Source organism: Sabulibacter ruber, assembly GCF_017355955.1.
Classification (GTDB): domain Bacteria; phylum Bacteroidota; class Bacteroidia; order Cytophagales; family Hymenobacteraceae; genus Nibribacter; species Nibribacter ruber_A.
Window position 1 is genome coordinate 1820641 of the sequence record NZ_JAFFID010000001.1, and the last position, 19483, is coordinate 1840123.

Here is a 19483-nt window from a genome sequence, read left to right on the forward strand (position 1 = left end):
CAGGCTTGCAACTGTAAGCAAAGGGGAGTGGAAGCTTAAAAGGATAAGCACCAATCTATGCTGGTGCAGCAGCACCTAGAACAAGAACAAATTATTTAATCTGAAAAAGTTATATGCGTATATGAGCATTCCTACCCTCTCGTTTAAACAGGCATTCACCGCTAAAGGCATCAATTACTATAGCTTTTTAAATGAATATGCATCGCCAGACAAGTATGCATCATCCATTTTAAAATATAAGATATTCTGTTGTGTATGGGCCATTGCCTCCATTTTCCACATGGCCAATTACAATGGATTCACTCTCAATTTTACCTTCTTTCTGCTAACCAGTGCTGCGGTTGCATTGATGGCCAAACCTTCTTCCATTGTAAGGTTACTCATCTTTGCTTGTATGCAGATTTTCAGGGTAGGGCTGGATCTTCCCGGGGTAAGCAATCACTGGCTACTTACTTCATTCGTTAACCTCACCATCATCCACTCCTTCCTGTATTTGGTCATCAAGCGGAAAACCTTTTACATAGACAAAGTGGAGTTCCTGGAGACATTTGCCCCGCTTGTTAAGATAGAGGTGATAGTCCTGTATTTCTATGCGGTTTTCCACAAACTGAATGCCGGCTTTTTTGATACCGAATTCAGCTGCGCGGTAAGGTTTCTTTTAGTACAGAATAACTACTACAATATCTTACCTTCAGACAAGTACTTACTTACATTAAACATCTACGCTACCTTAGTCATAGAATCCCTGATTCCGCTACTGCTGTTATTCAGGAAAACCCGTTATGTAGGCATACTCGTTGGGTTGGTCTTCCACTTCATTATTGCCTATAACCCCATCAATGGTTTTTATGACTTTTCTTCTTTTGTCTTTGCCCTTTACTTTTTGTTTACGAGCAACAGTTTCAGTAGTAAGATAAATACCCTTTACACCAAAGCAATCCGCCGGAAAGTAGCCCTGAAAAATCAGCTGCTCCAATTCAATCTGGTCAACTTTACTTTGTTTGCTTTCTCAATCGTCTTCGTCATGATCCTGGTTTATGTTTATAACAAGGCGTTTCAAGACTACTTCCGGCATATCCTCTGGACCACGTACGGCCTGGCATTCATCATCATTTTTGCCATGTCTATGGGAACGAAGGAGAAAAAAGAAGAAAAGAATCCGTTCGCTATCTCGCACTATTCCCTCATCTTGATTCCGCTGATAGTGTTCCTGAACGGCCTCTGCCCTTATCTGGGCCTGAAAACAGAATCTTCTTATGCGATGTTTTCAAACCTGAGAACGGAGGATGGCATTTCTAACCACTTCATAATTCCTGCAAGTGTGCAGGTATTTGATTACCAGAAAGACATTGTGGAGGTAGTTTCTTCCTCTGAATACCACCTGCAGCACTTAGCCGATGAAAAGAAACTGGTACCGTACTTCCAGTTCCGGAGATTTGTGAGAATGGAACGGCCAGAGTATGTGAAATATATCAGAAATGGGAAGCCGTATACCTTTGAGTTAAGCAAGGCGTCTGCAAACCATGAACTCTTCCAGAAAAGCAATTACTTCATGGAAAAAGTAATGTACTACAGATACTACAACAAAAGCGGGGCCCAGGAATGCCGCCACTAAGCTTCAACCAGTAGTATTCAATTGTAATGTGAGATCAAAGGCTCTCAGTGCATCAGGAAATCTGCACTGAGAGCCTATACTCTTGAAGTTTCCTATGCTTTTTTAGCCTTAGCCCAGTATGCTTTTCTCTTGATTTGTTTCTTAAAAAGGCTGCATTTTAAGCCTGAAATACCAATTCTAAATAAAAAACTCATTTCCCCTACCCACGGTAAGCACACACCCAAAGGTCAGCTTCCTGCAACAAAAGCTAGTTTAAACCACCTGATCCTCCCCGCTTTACTGAGAAGTTCCTCAACAAAACAGTTCAAGCATTGCCATATCCCCCATTATTGACTAAGCAAACACGGAAAGAACACAGATAGAGAATGCTGTCATGAACACCTATCCACCACTAACCAGGAAAGCACCTTCAGTAATTGAATCACCCTACCTGGACGTTCCTGCGGGGTTTTCTTCACAAGAGAACCACAAGGCCACTGTTCTGAAATACAAGATCTTTAGTTGTCTTTGGGCCATTGCCTCCATTTTCCATATGGCCAATCACAACTCATTTTCATTGAATTTAACGTTCTTCCTGCTTACCATCTCGGCGTTAGCACTAATTGCCAAACCCTCTTCTCTTGTACGCTTGCTGATTTTCATAACCATGCAAATGTATCAGGCCTACACAGATATGCCAGATGCACCCAACCACTGGTTGTTAGCAGCCTTCATGAACCTGACCATTATTCAGTCATACGTATACCTTATTTTCAAACGGAAGAGCTTTTACATAGACAAAGCAGAACTGTTAAACACCTTTGCCCCTTTGGTGAACATTCAGCTGATCATTCTCTATTTCTTTGCTGTTTTCCACAAACTGAATGCAGACTTCTTCAACACAGAGGCAAGCTGCGCTGTCAGGTTCCTGATTCTACAGAATAACTACTACAACATCTTGCCACCAGACAAGATATTCCTCACCATCAACATATACCTGACCGTTTTCATAGAGGCGCTTATTCCCCTACTCCTCATTTTCCGGAGGTCGCGTAACTGGGGAATATTGTTAGGGCTGGTATTCCATTGCATATTGGCGTACAACCCTTTGAATGGGTTTTATGATTTCTCTGCCACAGTCTTCGCCCTCTATCTCCTGTTTACCAGCACAAGTTTCAGCAACCAGATTTATCAGCTCTACCAGAAATTCAAGCGTCAAAAAACAGCCTTGAAGAGGAAGCTACTTCAGTTCAAACTGAGAAACCTTTTCTTTTTTGCTGGTTCTGTTGGATTGCTGGTTGCCTTAGTACATTATTACAACCGTGAATTTGAAGATTATTTCCGACATTTAGTCTGGACCGGCTATAGTGTGTCTTTCATAGTGATCTTCATGCTGGCCATGAGATCAGGAGATGCCTCTGAAAAGCCAAAGGCGTTCTCTTTTGCGCACTTCTCCTTGATGATTATTCCTGTCATTGTTTTCGTAAACGGATTATGCCCTTACCTGGGCTTGAAAACAGAGTCTTCTTACGCCATGTTTTCCAATTTAAGAACCGAGGGAGGTATCACTAACCATTTCATTGTACCGGCAAGCACACAGATATTTGACTACCAAAAAGATGTGATAGAGATTGTGTCTTCTTCTGACCCTTTTTTACAGAGAATGGCGCAAGAACAGAAACTACTAGTCTACTTTCAATTCAGACGGTATGTAAGAAAAAGCAGAGTCCAGCAAGTCAGCTACAAAAGGAATGGAGTACCGGCAACCTTTGACCGGAGCAAGGCTTCTGCCAATGACCCAATGCTAAGAAAGGAAAATGGCATGCTGGAAAAAATCATGCAGTTCCGGTACTTCTACAAAGACGGGACACAGTTGTGCTTACATTAAAATCTAAGGATTGATTGGCTTCACCGAAGGAAATTCTAAATACGAATACATAATGGAAATACTCTTCAAAATAAACCCTTCAAAGATTTTCAGGTTCTATTTAAAGGTCTTGCTTGTGGTGGTAACCCTAAGCCTGATAGCTGTTTCCCTGGACTATTATTTCAAAAACATAGAGATAAACAAAAGCATATCGTCTAGTTACACCTTCAATACTTATGTGGTGGGCATGTTTGACTGTAACGGAGAGAAGAACATCCCTACTTACATTTCCTCCATCAACCTATTTATTAGCGCCGGCCTACTGTTTCTCATTTCAAGAGTGACCAGGGCCTCTGCCGCACCCAGGCTCCATAAACAATGGTCCTTCTTAGGTTTCCTGTTTCTCTTTCTGGCCCTTGATGAACTATTAATGTTGCATGAGGTCATGGGGCTGCCCTTTATTGTGGTGTTGAAAATTTTGAATGGAGGCAATGACATCCCACTGGTTAGGTTCACAGGCTTCATTCCCTATATTCTGGCGGCTGGCTTCTCTTTCTTCTTCTTTGTAAACTGGTTTTTCTCCCTTCCTAAGCCCATCATGTATGGGTTTATTGCCTCGGGGCTGCTGGTTGTGATAGGTGCAGTAGGCATAGAATTGTTGGGAGAATACTTGCGGGGCATATTTGGCAAGTATAGTTATCCTTACAAAGTCATTACCACCTTTGAAGAATCCTTAGAGATGCTGGGCATTATGTACTTCATCAAGACATTGCTGGTTTACCTGAAGTTGCACCAGAAATCTCTTAACCTGAAGTTTGATTTCGGCACCAACGGTACACAAGGAACTTCTTCAGCCGAGATTTCCTCACTTTCGGAAAAAAGAGACCAACAACCCACTTCTCTTAGAAGCAGTGTAGCCAACAAACAAGTAGTTTAAGCAGCAGCCTAAAACTGCATTAACCACTTTCTACTGTAAAGACCGCTGTACCACAGCCACAAAATTTCAACCCAAAGAAAACGCCTGGGCAGTTTGCACTGCCCAGGCGTTTTCTTTGGGTTTTCTGAGAAACAGCCTAAAAACAGAGGTGCTCATCAAAGCATACCTGATAGACTGATGCAAAGGTGTTTAAGCCAGAAAGCGTGTAAGTTTCCGTTTGCTCTAGGCAAATCTGTGATTCAACAGAAACTAGCTTTTGAATACAAACACCTTTTTTGTTACAAAGTTGAAAATGGCAACCAGTATGATTGCTAACAGTTTACCGTATTTGGGATCCAGGAAAATCTTCTCTACAAATAGCCAGATCAGGATTTGGTTAATGAAGAAACCAGCAACCGAGAACAATACAAAGGCTATCAATTCAACCCTTGCCGAATACTTCCCGCTCTTAAAGACCCATTTTTTTGAAAGTACATAATTCAGCAAAATGGCCAGGAAGGTGGAAATAAAATTAGCGACAAGGTAGTTTATCTGAAAGTACTCATTCAGTAGGATGAAAAAGAACATATCGAACCCTGCACAGAGGGCCCCTACTATGATGAACTTTACCAATTGCAAAGCCTCTTTTTGCTTAGCCGTAGCAGGAACTAAAGATATCATGTTAACTTATAACTAAACGCATGCCCTGTTACCTGTCACAGGGCATCAAGGTAAGTATGCCTGAAATGAATAGTAAGCTTATGCTACCAGAATATCAAGATGCTTAGAAACTGGAGCACTATTTTTTAGCGTTTCCGGTTCTGTGTCCTGGTTTTTGCCACCCACAGAGATGTTAATGCTAATCTTGGCTAGATTTTTCTGGTACTCCATGTACCTCACCAACGAGTGGATGAACAGAATAACCCCCATCATCTCAAGGGTTTCCTCAAAAGTTGTGATCAGTTTGTAGATTGAAAGCATATTATAGCTTACCACCAACCCACTCACCATCTCCATTCCCACTGCCCCTGATATAAACAGAACTCCAGCCAAAAAAAAGCTAAGCATTGTCTTTCTAGGAAGAGACAGAATGAACTTAAAGAAGTAAGCTCCTACAAAAAGTGCTACCAGAAAATAAGGAACAAACCAGGCGAAGTGCAGAACTCCTATATCGTCTCTTTGAAGCACGCTCTGAAGAATCGAGCGCATGGGCTTTGCGCTGATTTCATGCAACACAAATAGCTCGTCCAAGGCCAACCAGATGAAAACGCAGCCCAAAAGGTACCATTTTCTAAAGTATTCAGGCTCTTCACTGTTTTTCACATATTTAGAGATCGTAAAAAGCAGGATTGCAGAGAAAAGAAGATTTAGGGTTGAAAAATATGTTGGCACGTTCCGCTCGCCATCAAAATAAAACATTCCGGTTACATAGGTCTGAAACGTATACCGTGAGGTAATTTTAGAATTGGTGTAATTCTCAAAGTAATACTCAATGTAGAGCACCGTGAGGTTTAACACCAATAATACCACAAGGCTTTTGAGAAGGAATTTCAAAACCTTACCTGATTTCAACTCATAAAAGCTTTCCATGCATTAAAAGCGCAAAGGGTCCTACAATTTTGAAGATATAAACTGATTGATAGTACAATTAAAGCCGATTTGTACAATAACTTCTTCAATTATAACTCATTCTTCTGATTTTTGCAATATCCTAAGCTATAATATAAATATATATTATGCGGTTTGGGTTTGCCATTACCACCGCACACTTAAGTTATTTTCATCTGGTGCTTGAAGAAAGCCTCATTTCACTTACTTAAAACAACCTCAGCAAGTTACTATCATCTTGAATGTTAAAAGATTAAATACGCCAAGACCAATATTGCAAGAGAACAATTTCAATCTAAATAATGGTCTGGATGTATGGAGTATATCACTTAACAATCTGTTTAATTCCTTCACCTAGGAGTTCACAACTTCTGAATGCCACTAATTTTAAGGTTAGCACAAATAAAAAGAGGGAATACTATGCCTGAACAAGCATTGAGTATTCCCTCTTGAAGAAGTGCCCTATAAATCAGGAAGCTGCTTTGGAAAATCTGTACTTGATGATTTTTATCAGATCATCGTTCAAAGGAAGCCCCGCAAGCGCTTTCACCGCGAACTTAAAACCACTCATATAGTCCTTCTCCCGCAGGTAGTTCTTGGTGTTCGTCATCATTTGTTCATGATAGATCAACTTATCCAGCTTTCGCGTGAGTTTCTGAACCATAAGCAACTTCTCGTTTTTGCTTAGTTTCTTGAAATCTGCCGTGAATAACTCATTTAGCCTTGGGTCTACCCTGTCTTTGTAATGCCAGTAGTGGTTTATGTATTCCGCTGACTCCAGCAATTTTGAAGCTTCATTCAGAACCACCGTAAACGCCAACTGTTCGCTTATCCGCCATTGGGTTTTCAAATAAAATTCATCTGAAAGGGCGAAAACATCCGGAATAAACTGCCTCATTTGACTTGAAACGCCAATTACGCCCGCATTCCAGATGTACTGCCCTCTGTGCAACTGCACATCCTTCCCCCCAATGCTGAAAGGTTTGCTTTCAATAAGTTTTACAAAAGACCTGGGAAATTCCTGAGCATCCAGCGCACTGGTATTCATCCATTTGTAGACATCTATCATTTCCTCAAATGAATATTCCTGAACGTGCATAAAGCTTTGCCCTGGAACTAAGCCTTTTAACAGGCTTTTAGGGTTGGAGATAAAAAAGGTATCTGTGTCTATATACAGAATATCATCCTTGGGGTACGACTGAAACGTTTTATCAACCACAGAAATCTTGAACCGGTAAATGAGCCCCGTTTTATTGGTGCTCTCCTGTATTTCACCCATTGATACGTATACATACGTCACGTTCAAGTCAGCAAAGTAGGGTTTGAAGTAATCTGGGTTATCTGTGTAAATGATTACCCGCACCTCTTCATTCTCTTTCCCGCACCAACTAAAAAAGCTCAACACTGAAAATAGAGTTCTTTTGAACTCAACTTCTTTACCGTAACATAATAGAACTACGTTTTTCATACCTGGGCAATGTTTTACTTTCTTATTGATTTAAGAAATTCACTTAATAAACACTTAAAGAATAGATTTCACCGCTTCTATATCCACATTTGATTTTCAGAGAATCCACTCTTTCTGTAAGCAGATTAGCGAATCTTTTTCTCTATGATGGTAGAGTTCTGCTAACAGAATCAACCTGGGCTCAGTAGCAGCATAACTACTGACTTCAGTTTAGCAAAGACTTATAAAAAGCAATGGTCTCCAAAGCTATTCTTTCCGGATCAAGGGAATCAATTGCCGGAGACAGGTTAAGATGGCTAACTTTCTCTTGCTTTGTTTCCTGCATACACTCTTCTAGAACCTTTGGGCTAATCTGGCCTTGGTAGGTTTTAATCCATTTGGAGCCCACCATCTGCTTCAGTTCACTTAAAGCCCATAAGTCTGGGGCTAAGGTTGGTTTATTGAAACTAACATTCAGCAAAGCCGAACCTGAGTTAAATATCTTATTATAGGGAGTGACTACCACATCTGAACAATTGAAATACAATTGTAAGTCGTCGTCTTCTATGAAAGAATCAATAAACAAAACGTTTTGAGCGCCCTTTAACGTCTCGTTCAATTCATTTCTAACATCCTGATGCACTTTTCCGGCTATAAGCAGCAGGGCGTTAGAATCATTTAACCCTTTGAATGCCTTGATGAGCCCCGTTACATTTTTGTAAGCCCTTATCTGCCCCAGAAAAAGAAAAACAAACTTATCTTCCGGCACATTCAACTTTCTCCTTGCCTCACACCGGCACACTTCATTGGGATAATACCCCTTATAGTGAGGATGATTAATGTGGCGAAACTGTTGTTTTCCGTTTCCGCCCGCTTTTTGCCGAATAGTTTCTAAACCAGTTTGATTAAGGCTAATGAATCCATCCACCTTCTGATACATAAACATGTCTAGCTTCTTCTGTAGATCAGCAAACTTGCCTTCATGGTCTTCCAGGTTATGCACAGTCCAGACCACTTTTCGGCCTAAGATCTTGATCAGGTTTATGAACCAAAAGAAAATACCCAACCTGACTCTATTCTCTAAAGTACTAGCCCCAAAGAGAACGTTACTGGGCCAATGAATGTGGAATATCCGGTACTTAGAGGAGAAAATGTATTGAAGGCTTTTCTTTAGAGAGAAATCGTACTCATAAACCCGGTGGCCTATAGGCTCAATGTTACTATAAAGCAAGTAGTTATAAGGGTTCCCTTTTTTTGTTGAATAAGCCGGGCATGCCAAAATTCCAAAGCCTCTCATTAATTATACGCTTTTTGATGTTTAAGGACTTTAGAGTAGAAAATATCAATCATGTACTTTCTGTATGAAGAAGGCATTAGCAGGTACATCAGGATACCATAGATAAGAGCTCCTAATCCTATCAAAACAACCAACCGCACAATAAGCAGATTACCTGCCAGCAGGGTTGCAACATTAAACAGCACATAAGCCATCACAAAGGAAGAGCCAAGCGGAGGTAGAATAGCCTTCAGATACTTCTGCCACTTAATTCCTGTCAACTTCAAAGCACACCAGGCAGATACCGGGTACAATATCAACGCTCTGCCCGCGAAGGCTAAAGCTGTGGCTAATAACCCAAAACGGGTAAAGATTATAAAAGAAACCACATTGGAAATAGCATACAGAAGGGTTAACCTGGTCTGCCACTGAGGTTTGTTTTTGGCAACCATTACACTTTGGTTGTAATACCCAATTGATGTCAGGAAGCCAATAACTGTAACCACCTGCATGACCGGCACCGCCTTGATCCATTTTTCACCTAATACCAAAATGGTGATATCCTCTGATAAAACAGCAATCCCTATAAACACAGGAGCCGTCACCATGGCGGTCAAGGTAGTAGCATGAAGGTACATTTTAGCTAACCCTGCGTCATCATTCTGCAACTTCGCAAACGCCGGCATTGACACCCGCAATAAGGCGGAAGAAATCACCGTATTCAAGGTGCTGGAGATTCTTTTACCGGTGGTGTAAATACCCGTTGCTACCGGCCCTAAATAGTAGGTCACAAAAAATATGTCACTATTCTGGTTAGCCGCATTGCTGAGGTTTGACAATGCAATGAATTTGCTAAAATTCACGATCTCCTTCAGAGATTCTTTGGAAACCTTCATTCCGGGCCGCCAGGAGGTTGTAAACCAAAGCAGGCACAATTGGCAAATAGCGGTGGTTAACTGTTGAGCCAAAACGCTATACACACCAAAGCCTTGCAGAGCCAAAATGACCCCAATGGCACCCCCTAAAGAAACCGAAATGGAAGACCGGATTGCAATTGTCCGGAAATCCATGCGGCGTCTTAACCAGACTTCATGAATACTGGAAAGGCCAGTTGTCAAAATGATGAGACTAGTGGCCCGCATCACAATGGCTAGTCCTTTAGAATCCGTCAGATCTTCAAAAAAGCCGGCTGTAGAAATGAGGAAAAGGAAAGCTGGCACAGAACACCCTATGCAAAGCCAGAAAGCGGTGTTGTAATCCGTTTCCGTGGGCTCTGCTTTTCTGATGATGGCTGTCACTATACCATCATTGATTACGGCCACAAAAATGTTAACAAATACCAGCGCAAAAGAAAGGAGTCCGAATACCTCTGGATCAAGTATCCGGGCAAGCACAACAAACACGCTGAGGGTAACCAACTGACGAAAGAAATTGTCAGCAATTGCCCAAACGGTACCTTTAATAAAGCTTTTACCGGAACTACTGCTCATTTTACCCCTATTTCTCCCAAAGGTCTATCGGGAATGCATCTAATAGTTTCTGAGCATCAAATTTTGGAGGCTGCATTCCGCCCATCTCCAACGCCTGGGCTACACTTGTAGCAAACTCAATCTCTCCCCTTCCGGTACCGTGTAAATAGTCATTGTACTTAAAGAGGTTCTCTGTTTCGGTGAGCCGTATGTAACAAGCCGGAATGCCAAAGGCTTCGGCTATGATAAGCCCATGCAGCGAACTGGCAATAACAAATTCAGCCTTAAGAATTTCCTCTACACATTTATTCCAACCCCATACCGGTGAGATAACATTCTTCAGATTCAGAACCTTTGCAATTTTCAAGTCATGCAGGTTAGGCACCACTACATACTCTTTCTGGGGGTCTTTCTTGAACCTGCCTGGAAAAATATGGGGGATTAACAAAGCTGGATCTCCATAAACTTCTGGCACCGGAATCCCCCTTTTCATCAGAAACTCCCTGGTAAGAGGTCCTCGTACAGCCCGTACATCTAATCTGGAAAACGTATGCTCATTTACATCCACTTTACCGTTCACCCCCGTTCCCCATATGACATCATTGTCTGAGGCGAAATGGAGTACAGATCCAATAGCCAGCATGGTACGCTGATGTTTTGTTTCCTCCTCTAAAAGGTGGTTTCTATCTGCCAGTACTTTAGTGACAATTACTTTAGATAAGTGATCCCCAAAATTTTGGCTCCCGTTCAGCGGTTTCCAGTAGTATAAATCTACGTGGTTATAATTCAGGGAATCGGGCTGAACATCAGGCGCAGGATTTTTGAAGGAAAAGCGTCTTAAGATTCTCTCAGATAGAGGCATATTTGAATAAACTTAAAAGGTAAAGCAAGCGGAATAACTGAAGCACTTACCAACTATTCTTATAAACTTATAAATAGTAACTTTAACTTTCTAATTAATAACTAAAATAAGTTAAATCTAAACTTGTTTTAAATACACATACAGGCTTTAAAGCTGCTCAGTCACGGTAAGCGCAACTTTTGCCTTGACAGATAAGCCGCATAGGATTACCCCGTAGCAAAAAACCTTTTTCAATATCTTCCTTACTTTGTTTCGGGCTTTAGCCAGGTATATTCTGGATGAACTTATTTGGCTTTGTCCGTTCCAGGGAGTCAAGCTTAGGTAATCGAAAAACAGGTTCTGGTAGTGGGTGTTGAAGTTATATGACTTATAGATGGGCTTTGTAGACATAAAGTGAATGATGTAAGGATCTTCATGGTCACCTGTGGCAAAATAATTCCACAAGACATCTAACTCCAACCATTTATCAGCCAATACCACATTCAAGCCATACTGATCGGGGAAGTTTGCGTAGTTCTCGTTAACCCTGATGCAATCCAGTATTTTACTTGTAAGATCAGATTCACGCCATTTTTCTACATCAATCAACAATAACCCCGTATTAAAGTATTTGGCGCTACCATCTAATTCTAATTCTTTGTAGTTGACTACTCCTCCCCAGCTACAATCAATTGTCTTGATTCTTTGGTCCATGACAGCGGCAATGACCTTACTCTGCATATCAATATTCCACAGGGTGCTGATGTCTGCCTGAACAATCATATCCACATCCAGGTAGATGACCCTTTTTACATGTTGAGGCACAAAGTAGGAGATGAAGAACCTCATGTAAATATTAAGAGGCCAGGAACTCTTATCTAGCGGAAGTACAATCCCGGATGGAATTGCATCCTTCATACTGATCCAGTACAAAGAACTTACCTCAGGGTTAATAGAAGCCTGAAGTTTTTCTTTGGTCTTCTCCCCTACTCTATCTTCAACCACATAGAAGTCTAACCGTTCCCCTGTTTTATGATTAACTTCAATGGACTTTATCAATGCAGCTAAAAGCACCACATAATGGTCATCCGATACTACAACAATAGAGATTGGACCAGAACCTTTCATAAAGGATAATTAAAACAACTTATTCTAAAAACAGCCGCTCCGCAAAGCTGGCATGAAACATTCACCAGTTTGATGAATCCTACTAACACTAATCAAACACAGAAGCCCTCCTGTCAGGAGGGACTAATACACGTTAAAAGAGTAGACGTTACCTTCTCCCAACTGAAACCCTGGGCATACTCTTTTCTCTTTTTTTGCTCTACCTCGCTGTCCTCTGATAAAGCTCTTTCAGTTTGGGCAATAAACTCTTCAGGAGATTCGGCTAAGTAGGTGTAGGATGAAAAAACTTCCCTCATGGTATTGGTTGAAGTGGCAACCACGGGTTTACCCATGGCCAGATACTCTACAATTTTTAAAGGGAAATTACCTCTGGTGATGTCATTCAAGATTTGAGGATTGATGCAAACGTCAAAGTACTCCAGATAGGCCGGCACTTCGTTTGTATGCTTAATACCCAGGAAATACACATTAGGCAGATGATGCAACTCACTGTTCTTGAAATCATCATCCTCTTTCCCAATGAATACAAAACTCCAGGAGGGCTTCTGTTTTGCAAGCTGAATCATCAGCTGCAGATCCAATCTAAGCGTAATCAGAGCTCCAACGTATCCAATGATTGGTCCAGGAATACCAGCCAAATCCTTTGGCATTGGATTCGCTTCTCTTAAGAGATACTGTTCTACATTGAATCCATTCCCAATGTAAAAACTATTGGCATTGTATTTCTTGGCTCTTTTGGTAAAATCAAACGAATTACATACAACAGCGTCTGACTTCTGCATCAGTTTAGGTTCAAGGGAGGCTCCGTGTTTTCTCCAGTAATCCAGCCCAAGTGTATAATCCCTATCTAGGTAAATATACTTCTCTGGTTTTAAGAACTCTTTCAGATAGTAGCTACGAAAGATATCCTTATCGTTAATTAATATGAATTTATCAAACCCAAGCTGATCAGTAGCCTCTTTTATATCTTTCGCTAAACGGGAATTATTTACCCAATTAAGGATAGAGAAAACAGGAGTAAATGGCACCCAGTTTATTGACTCAATTACTCTGGTAGGATTCAAAGCCCACAACCTGGGACCTAATTTAATCAATGGTTCCTGTTTATTTTTGATGGCTTTGATGTGAGCATCAACATATACATCGTTCCTGGAGGTCAACGTAGCCTTTCTATCAATTGGAGAGTTTACATACAGCACGTTATGTTTCTTTGCCAATTCTTTCGCCAGACAAGTAGAGGTAGAATCTCTATCTGTATTTATTCTCTGAAGGCTTACAAAAACGAAGTTCATAAAAGATCTTATTTAATATTGCTGCGCTACAAAATCAACCTTACCCTATTTGGCAATATATAAATCAAAATTATACTTGATTTGTCTATAAATATCTCTTCCAAAAGAGATCAATGGACCTTTACTTTGTTTCCAACTGCTGCGCTGAATTGTGCTTGGCTCTTCTGCAGAATTCTTTTGCAGAAACAACTCTTTGAACCTATCATAAAACAACCCTCTGCCCTTATTCTGAATGAAAGATAGGCACATTAAGTATTCTGCCTTATCTGACTTTATACCCTCTACATACCGGCCAAATTTTTGCAGGAATGTTGATCTCCTTAAGTGAGGATGATCTGTATAGTAATAAATCTTTCTGTAATCAGTAAACCAAGGCTTAATTACCATTCTAGAAAAACCCTTTTTATATGGCTTTAAATAAGGATAGGCGGAATAAGCATAGAATCTGACGATGTCCAATTCTTTTTCAGCTTTCATAAACTCTACAGCATCAGGAAAATGCTCTTTGAAAGCTTCTAATGGAATAAAATCTTCCTGGACATAAAGCGTAAAAGGGGTTTTTACTGCCTCCTGGCCTTTGTTCAGATTGTTAGCCAAGCCTTTGTTTCTAGGAGAAGTAATCAACCGGAATGAATAATCTTGCTGGAGTTCTTTAATGGCATTCAAGTGCTCAGGCTTGCTACCATCATCTGACACCACAACCTCTTCAAACTCACAACCCAGCTCCCTATACGCTTTGAGAAGTCGCTCCAGAGAACTACTTCTGTTATAGTGTGTGATCAGCAAGGTTACATCCTTGAAAAAGCATTTCGCTGTATCCATAAACAAGTGACTACTTAGGCTAAATTTTAATGGTTTATTTAGATGAGCTTATTTATTGGTCATGCTTATGTTCTTAGGCATGCGGGAGTTGAAATGGTTCTTGAACCTTTTTAGCTCTTTTACTACCCGGGCATTTAGAGCTTGGGAAAAGTTACCAGTACGTTGTAAGGTACGGGGGCTGGTCCAGGCTCTGGCCCTATTTGACCTTACCTGCTTTATTTTACCATATCGCATCAAGCCTAAACAAAGCTGCCCATCATCACCCCAGAAGTTGGTTTTTATAAAGCCTACTTTCAGGCCATACTTTTTCACATACCCCATACTCAAGCCATAGGCATTATAATAGGGCCGTTTCAGGTGTCTTATCTCAGAAATCGCGTCTTTTAAGGATTCCAGAATGTACAGCTTCCAGCGGGGAAAACCCGGTTCACTTATAAAAGAATACCGCCCGTATACACAAACCACGTTAGGTTTCATCAGCACTTTCATCATGTCATCAACCCAACAAGAGGGGTAATAACAATCTGCATCTGCCAATAGAATATACTCTCCAGATGCATTTTCCTGCCCGGTTTGTCTTGCCGGTCCGCACCCTTGCTTTACTTCAAACAGGGATCTAACATGTAGCCTATCAACAGTGTCCTGGGTTCTGTCTTTTGAGTTATTATTAATCACAATAATCTCAAATGGAATCTGGGTTTCCATTCTTGACAGACTGGCAATACATCTCAATATGTTTACCTCTTCATTCCAGGCAGAGATCAATATACTTACCAAAGGGCTTTTACTTTGTACCCTATCTAAGTCACGGTTGATTTTATCAAAAACAACAGATGGTATATCTTCAAACTTCTCGTAATCAAATTTGAGATCGTTTATCCAATTAGGATTTGAAAAAGCTCTCATAGGGATAAGTAATTGTTTACGGCTAAAGAGATGCTAAGCAACTTAGATAATATTATACAATAAGATATATAAAACATCCTAAAAATCATAACTAATATTCAATAACCTACTTCTTTAATGGAAGGAAATTATATTAGCTCTTGAGGTAGGACTTTGCTTCCTACAGTATTTTCCTGTTCATCAAAACTCCTCACCATATCTTTTTTTGGGGTTTGCTGCGAAGTCAACATTAATTCAAGGGTATGTTTTAGAAGACGATATTTCAAATACATCCACCTCAAGAAAAGAATTGGGGGCTCTTTTTGCTGTTTCCACTTAGGGCGCCCCATGGTGCTTGGCTCATCAGGAGTATTCTTTTGTTCAAAAACACCTGTAAATTCTTCAAAGAACAATCCTTTTCCTTTGTTCTTGATAAAAGAAAGGCACATTTCAAATTCAACAACATCCCCCTTTTTACCTTCCTGATACCTTCCAAACTTCTGAAAAAAGGAAGTACGTCTTATGTGTGGCTGGTCACTATAAGAGTAGAACTTTAAGTGATTGGTATACCAGGGCAATGGTTTATACACCATTTCGGAAAAACCCTTAGAAAACGGCTTTAGGTAAGGATATTTGAAATAAGCATAGAATCTGATTAAATCAACATCACTATGCTTGTTCATGATTTCAAGCGCATCCCGAAAGTGGGTTAGAAAGGCTCTCTTGGGAACAAAATCCTCCTGCACATACAAGGTATAAGTGGTTTGCACCGCATCCTGCCCTTTGTTCATATTGTGCCCTAATCCTTTATTTTCTGGGCTGGCAATCAATTGAAACGAGAACGCTTTCTGCAACTCTCTCAAGACAGCTAAATGCTCCGGCTTACTGCCATCATCGGAAATAATAACTTTTTCAAAAGCACAGCCAAGTTCCCGAAACGTCTTTAGCAGACGCGTCAACGAACTACTTCTGTTATAGTGCGTTATCAGCAAAGTAACATCCTGAAAATAGTATCTAGCATTTTCCATATTTGCTAACTTCAGAATGACGGGGTGGTTTCCGATTAAAGAATGGGCTATTTTCAATTACCAATTGATTTAGTTTTTAGGAAACAATCTCTAAAATTTGAAGCTTTTTGACTCCTTCCCACTCAGAGGTCTGGAAGTTGTATCTTTTAAGTACCCTGGCAGGATTTCCTCCCACAACCGAGTAGGCTGGAACATCTTTGGTTACCACACTGCCCGCTGCCACCACCGAATGTTTTCCTATCCGCACCCCTGCCGTAATCACCGCATTTGCTCCAATCCAACACTCATCCTCAATGATAATTTCAGAGGTTTTGCAGGGTTGGTCCTTGATGGGCACATGTATATTGTCGTATCCGTGATTTAGGCCGGAAATGACTACGTGCTGCGCAATGATCACCTGGTTTCCAATAGAGACAGGCCCGATCACTACTCCGTACAACCCGACAAATGTACCCGCCCCAATCAGAACATGCCCCATTCCATTATTGATGACAGCATAGTCTTCAATCACAGAATTGTTGCCGACAGAAAAAGCGTTGAAAGGCAAGACATCTAGCCTTGAAGTACTCCTAAAAACCGCATCATCGCCTTTCTTATGGTAGAAAGGGTTCATGAAATTCCGGACCCACCACCGAGGCCTTGCCTGATTTTTTGGCATTAGCATATACAGCGCTATTGCTTTCAGGCGTTCATCTGTCTTTATTTTCTGAAGTAAGCTCAATTTCGTAAAGACTATTTTATAAAATTTAAATATAATATATAACAGAGCAAATATTACTCCACAAACAATTTAATTCTCACTGCTAATTGCCACAGACGGAATAGTTGTTCTATCTGCTTTCTCCCAGGCCGCAGGCTGAGCGTTTCTGATAAACCGGAGGAACCCCGCAAAAACAGCCAAGTTCATTAATGTGAAGTATAGTGGCAGGATCAATGCTTTCACTTTTCTTCCTTTGCTTTCCATTACCCAGCCTACCCAAGAAGCCAAATAAAAAAGAATCTGTGAAGCAAATATGAGCGTGTACAGGCCCCCTTTTTGCCAGGCAAGAATCAAACTTAGTGGCAATAAAAGAGCTAACATGAGTGGAGCGATACTCCACCGCAGCACCCTATGTGACACATACAGAAAAGTTACCAGTGGTTGCCGGAATGGGTTAAGCAAGGCCCCCAAGCGAACCATGGATTGCCATCCTCCGGCGCATATTCTCACTTTTCTCTTCATCTCTTCCGCAATGGAGGTAGAAGGCGTTTCAGAAGCATACGCCAAAGGCTCGTACACCACCTTGTATCCCTGTTCCACAATCCTAAGCGACTGTACAAAATCATCCAAAATTGTGTCTTTCTCCAGAGGCCGGTATAAGTCTGATCTAAACGAGACAAGCTCACCAGCTGCTCCCATCAGGCTATAGATCTGGGAATCACATTTTTTCAGAAAAGACTCATACTTCCAATACAAACCTTCTCCGGCACCGGGGGCAGAATCTAACGTCATTACTTTCTTTTCACCGGAAACAGCCCCTACCTGTTGGTCCTGGTAGTGTTTCACCATCTCTCTCACAGCTTCTTTATTCAGAAAGGAATTACAGTCTGTAAAAATGACGTATGGCGTCTGAACATACTGCATGGCTCTATTCTCCGCCAAAGCTTTCCCCCCTCTCACAGGTGAATGCAGGTGCAGTACTTGAGGATAGTTCGCTAGAATTTCCCCGCAGTTGTCAGTAGAGCCATCAGTAATGAAGATGATTTTAAGCTTCTTTCTGGGGTAATCTAAAGAAAGGCAGTTTTCTATTTTACTCTCCAGGATTGAAGCCTCGTTGTATGCCGGTACTACCAACGTAACATCGGGTTCAAAAAAAGTTAAAGCTTTCGGCTTCCTTAACAGGAGAGCTCCTTTTGCCATTATCCAGGCTACCAGAGCGTATCCGAAATATGTATAAAAGACGACAGCAAACGCAATCCAGAGGCTAATTTCCAGGACTCCCATATGAATAGAGACTAGTCGTTTCTTTTAATATTTAACCCGCTGAAGAAACCAATGATCAAGAAAACCACGGCCGGGAAAGCAAAGATTTCGAAAGGCATAAAACTGATGTATTACAAAGATTAAACATTGATTTCAGGAGAAACAGATTTGGCTTTATGAGGCGTAGAAAGAAAAGACTTTTTAGCTTTCTTAATCTGGAACAAAGCCTTTACCATACAGAAAAGCGCGTACGGCAACTGAAAGAGAGCCTTCCCTAGTTTATCGCTTTTATATAAACGGGCCGGCAGAGCAATCAACAGTGCCGCACTTAACATTAGAAGCAATATACCCCAAAAGATAGGTGAGGGACCGTATGGGATTATGAGTGAGAATAAGAAAAACAGACCTAAAACGCCAATCAACAAAATCCTGGGCACCAGAAAGGCCTGTACAACTTTGTTAAAGAACTCAATATTACCTAGTCTCAGGAGTTGTAAGACTCCCTCCACAGCATACTTTTTCAGGAACTCTACCTGGGCAGCAATCCAACGGGTTCTTTGCTGAGTGAAAACCTTGGCATTCTCTATTTTCTCATCATAGACAAACACTTCATCCAGGTAACAGATCTTCTCCTGGTCTTTCACAATCCTGAAGTCCAGTTCCTTGTCTTCCCCAACCGTTTCACCTATACCTTCCAACAACTGCTTCAGGTAAGAAAAACTGAACGCCATTCCAGAACCGATGAGAGCAGACGACATGCCTATGGCATAGTGCCCTTTTCTATAGATGTGGTTATTGATTTCCTCGTTACAGGCATCCAGGAAGGCAAAGGAAGTCTCCATGTTTTTGGCAGTCCTATGGGCTTGAACCACTTTGTAACCAGCCCCAAACGCCTTATTCACTTCTTCCAGAAAATTGTTGCCCATCAAATTATCGACATCAAGAATGACCGCGACGTCATATTTATGAGTGGGCAGTTCACTAAGGGCGGCAGAGAGTGCTTTGCCTTTAGTGCTTTTTTCAAAAAACACCTCAATAACGCCAACTCCTTGAACCTCTAGCTTAGTGATGGTTTCAGGCTGTAATCCGTCAGCGATCACAAAAACATCGAAGTCTCCCTCATACGCATGATTCAGGGCTGCAATGCTGGTCTCCAGCACAACCTCGTCGGCTTGGTATGCTGGGATCAACACACAGAAGCGTCTGTATTTATTTACAAAAACCCGTAATGGTTTTGCCTTTTTATGACCAGCCAGAGAAAAGAAGAGCAAGTAGCAGCAATTGAATAGAAGATATGCCCCTATGCCATAAAGAATAACGTTCAATACTATTTCAATGACTTTCATC

17 protein-coding genes are annotated in these 19483 nt (G+C 41.1%); 3 read left to right on the forward strand and 14 right to left on the reverse strand.

All coding sequences use genetic code 11. The features are described 5' to 3' along the window. The first annotated feature begins 121 nt into the window (after positions 1-121). The 3 genes from JT719_RS07400 (at position 122) to JT719_RS07410 (ending at position 4398) form a co-directional block, all read left to right on the forward strand. On the forward strand, positions 122-1615 hold the full coding sequence (locus JT719_RS07400; protein ID WP_207432125.1) for a hypothetical protein: 1494 nt from the start codon (positions 122-124) through the stop codon (positions 1613-1615). 646 nt (positions 1616-2261) lie between these two features. Further along, positions 2262-3482, forward strand: coding sequence for an HTTM domain-containing protein (locus tag JT719_RS07405; protein WP_207432126.1), 1221 nt, complete (start codon positions 2262-2264; stop codon positions 3480-3482). Between the two features lie 115 nt (positions 3483-3597). Then, entirely contained in the window at positions 3598-4398 is an 801-nt protein-coding gene (locus JT719_RS07410) for a hypothetical protein (RefSeq protein WP_207432127.1), read from the forward strand. A 249-nt stretch (positions 4399-4647) separates the two neighbouring features. Here JT719_RS07410 and JT719_RS07415 read toward each other — a convergent pair whose 3' ends face one another. The 14 genes from JT719_RS07415 to JT719_RS07480 all read right to left on the reverse strand — a co-directional run bounded on the left by JT719_RS07415 (position 4648) and on the right by JT719_RS07480 (position 19482). Next, positions 4648-5058: a GtrA family protein gene (locus JT719_RS07415; protein WP_207432128.1), complete on the reverse strand. Its 411-nt coding sequence runs from the start codon at positions 5056-5058 to the stop codon at positions 4648-4650. A 78-nt stretch (positions 5059-5136) separates the two neighbouring features. Further along, the gene (locus tag JT719_RS07420; RefSeq protein WP_207432129.1) at positions 5137-5967 is read right to left on the reverse strand and encodes a hypothetical protein; all 831 of its coding nucleotides are present in this window, start codon (positions 5965-5967) and stop codon (positions 5137-5139) included. A gap of 487 nt (positions 5968-6454) precedes the next feature. Continuing rightward, positions 6455-7387: a hypothetical protein gene (locus tag JT719_RS07425; protein WP_207432132.1), complete on the reverse strand. Its 933-nt coding sequence runs from the start codon at positions 7385-7387 to the stop codon at positions 6455-6457. A 271-nt stretch (positions 7388-7658) separates the two neighbouring features. Further along, positions 7659-8729: a glycosyltransferase gene (locus JT719_RS07430; protein WP_207432133.1), complete on the reverse strand. Its 1071-nt coding sequence runs from the start codon at positions 8727-8729 to the stop codon at positions 7659-7661. Then, a complete protein-coding gene (locus JT719_RS07435; protein WP_207432135.1) occupies positions 8729-10198 on the reverse strand; it encodes a lipopolysaccharide biosynthesis protein in 1470 nt (489 codons plus the stop codon). The genes JT719_RS07430 and JT719_RS07435 overlap by 1 nt, the downstream gene beginning before the upstream one ends. 7 nt (positions 10199-10205) lie before the next feature. Beyond that, positions 10206-11039, reverse strand: a complete 834-nt coding sequence (locus JT719_RS07440; protein ID WP_207432137.1) for a polysaccharide pyruvyl transferase family protein — start codon at positions 11037-11039, stop codon at positions 10206-10208. Positions 11040-11186: 147 nt separating this feature from the next. Then, the gene (locus JT719_RS07445; RefSeq protein ID WP_207432139.1) at positions 11187-12146 is read right to left on the reverse strand and encodes a glycosyltransferase family 8 protein; all 960 of its coding nucleotides are present in this window, start codon (positions 12144-12146) and stop codon (positions 11187-11189) included. Between the two features lie 113 nt (positions 12147-12259). Beyond that, on the reverse strand, positions 12260-13438 hold the full coding sequence (locus tag JT719_RS07450) for a glycosyltransferase (RefSeq protein WP_207432141.1): 1179 nt from the start codon (positions 13436-13438) through the stop codon (positions 12260-12262). 45 nt (positions 13439-13483) lie between these two features. Then, positions 13484-14260 carry a glycosyltransferase family 2 protein gene (locus JT719_RS07455; RefSeq protein WP_207432143.1) on the reverse strand — a complete coding sequence of 259 codons (777 nt, stop codon included), beginning with the start codon at positions 14258-14260 and terminating at the stop codon, positions 13484-13486. Between the two features lie 48 nt (positions 14261-14308). Next, positions 14309-15166, reverse strand: coding sequence for a glycosyltransferase family 2 protein (locus JT719_RS07460; RefSeq protein WP_207432145.1), 858 nt, complete (start codon positions 15164-15166; stop codon positions 14309-14311). Positions 15167-15294: 128 nt separating this feature from the next. Further along, a complete protein-coding gene (locus JT719_RS07465) occupies positions 15295-16230 on the reverse strand; it encodes a glycosyltransferase family 2 protein (protein ID WP_242693097.1) in 936 nt (311 codons plus the stop codon). A 19-nt stretch (positions 16231-16249) separates the two neighbouring features. After that, on the reverse strand, positions 16250-16786 hold the full coding sequence (locus tag JT719_RS07470; RefSeq protein WP_278251835.1) for an acyltransferase: 537 nt from the start codon (positions 16784-16786) through the stop codon (positions 16250-16252). Between the two features lie 177 nt (positions 16787-16963). Continuing rightward, a complete protein-coding gene (locus tag JT719_RS07475) occupies positions 16964-18157 on the reverse strand; it encodes a glycosyltransferase family 2 protein (protein ID WP_207432149.1) in 1194 nt (397 codons plus the stop codon). 119 nt (positions 18158-18276) lie between these two features. Further along, positions 18277-19482: a glycosyltransferase family 2 protein gene (locus JT719_RS07480; protein ID WP_207432151.1), complete on the reverse strand. Its 1206-nt coding sequence runs from the start codon at positions 19480-19482 to the stop codon at positions 18277-18279. Position 19483: the final 1 nt, after the last annotated feature.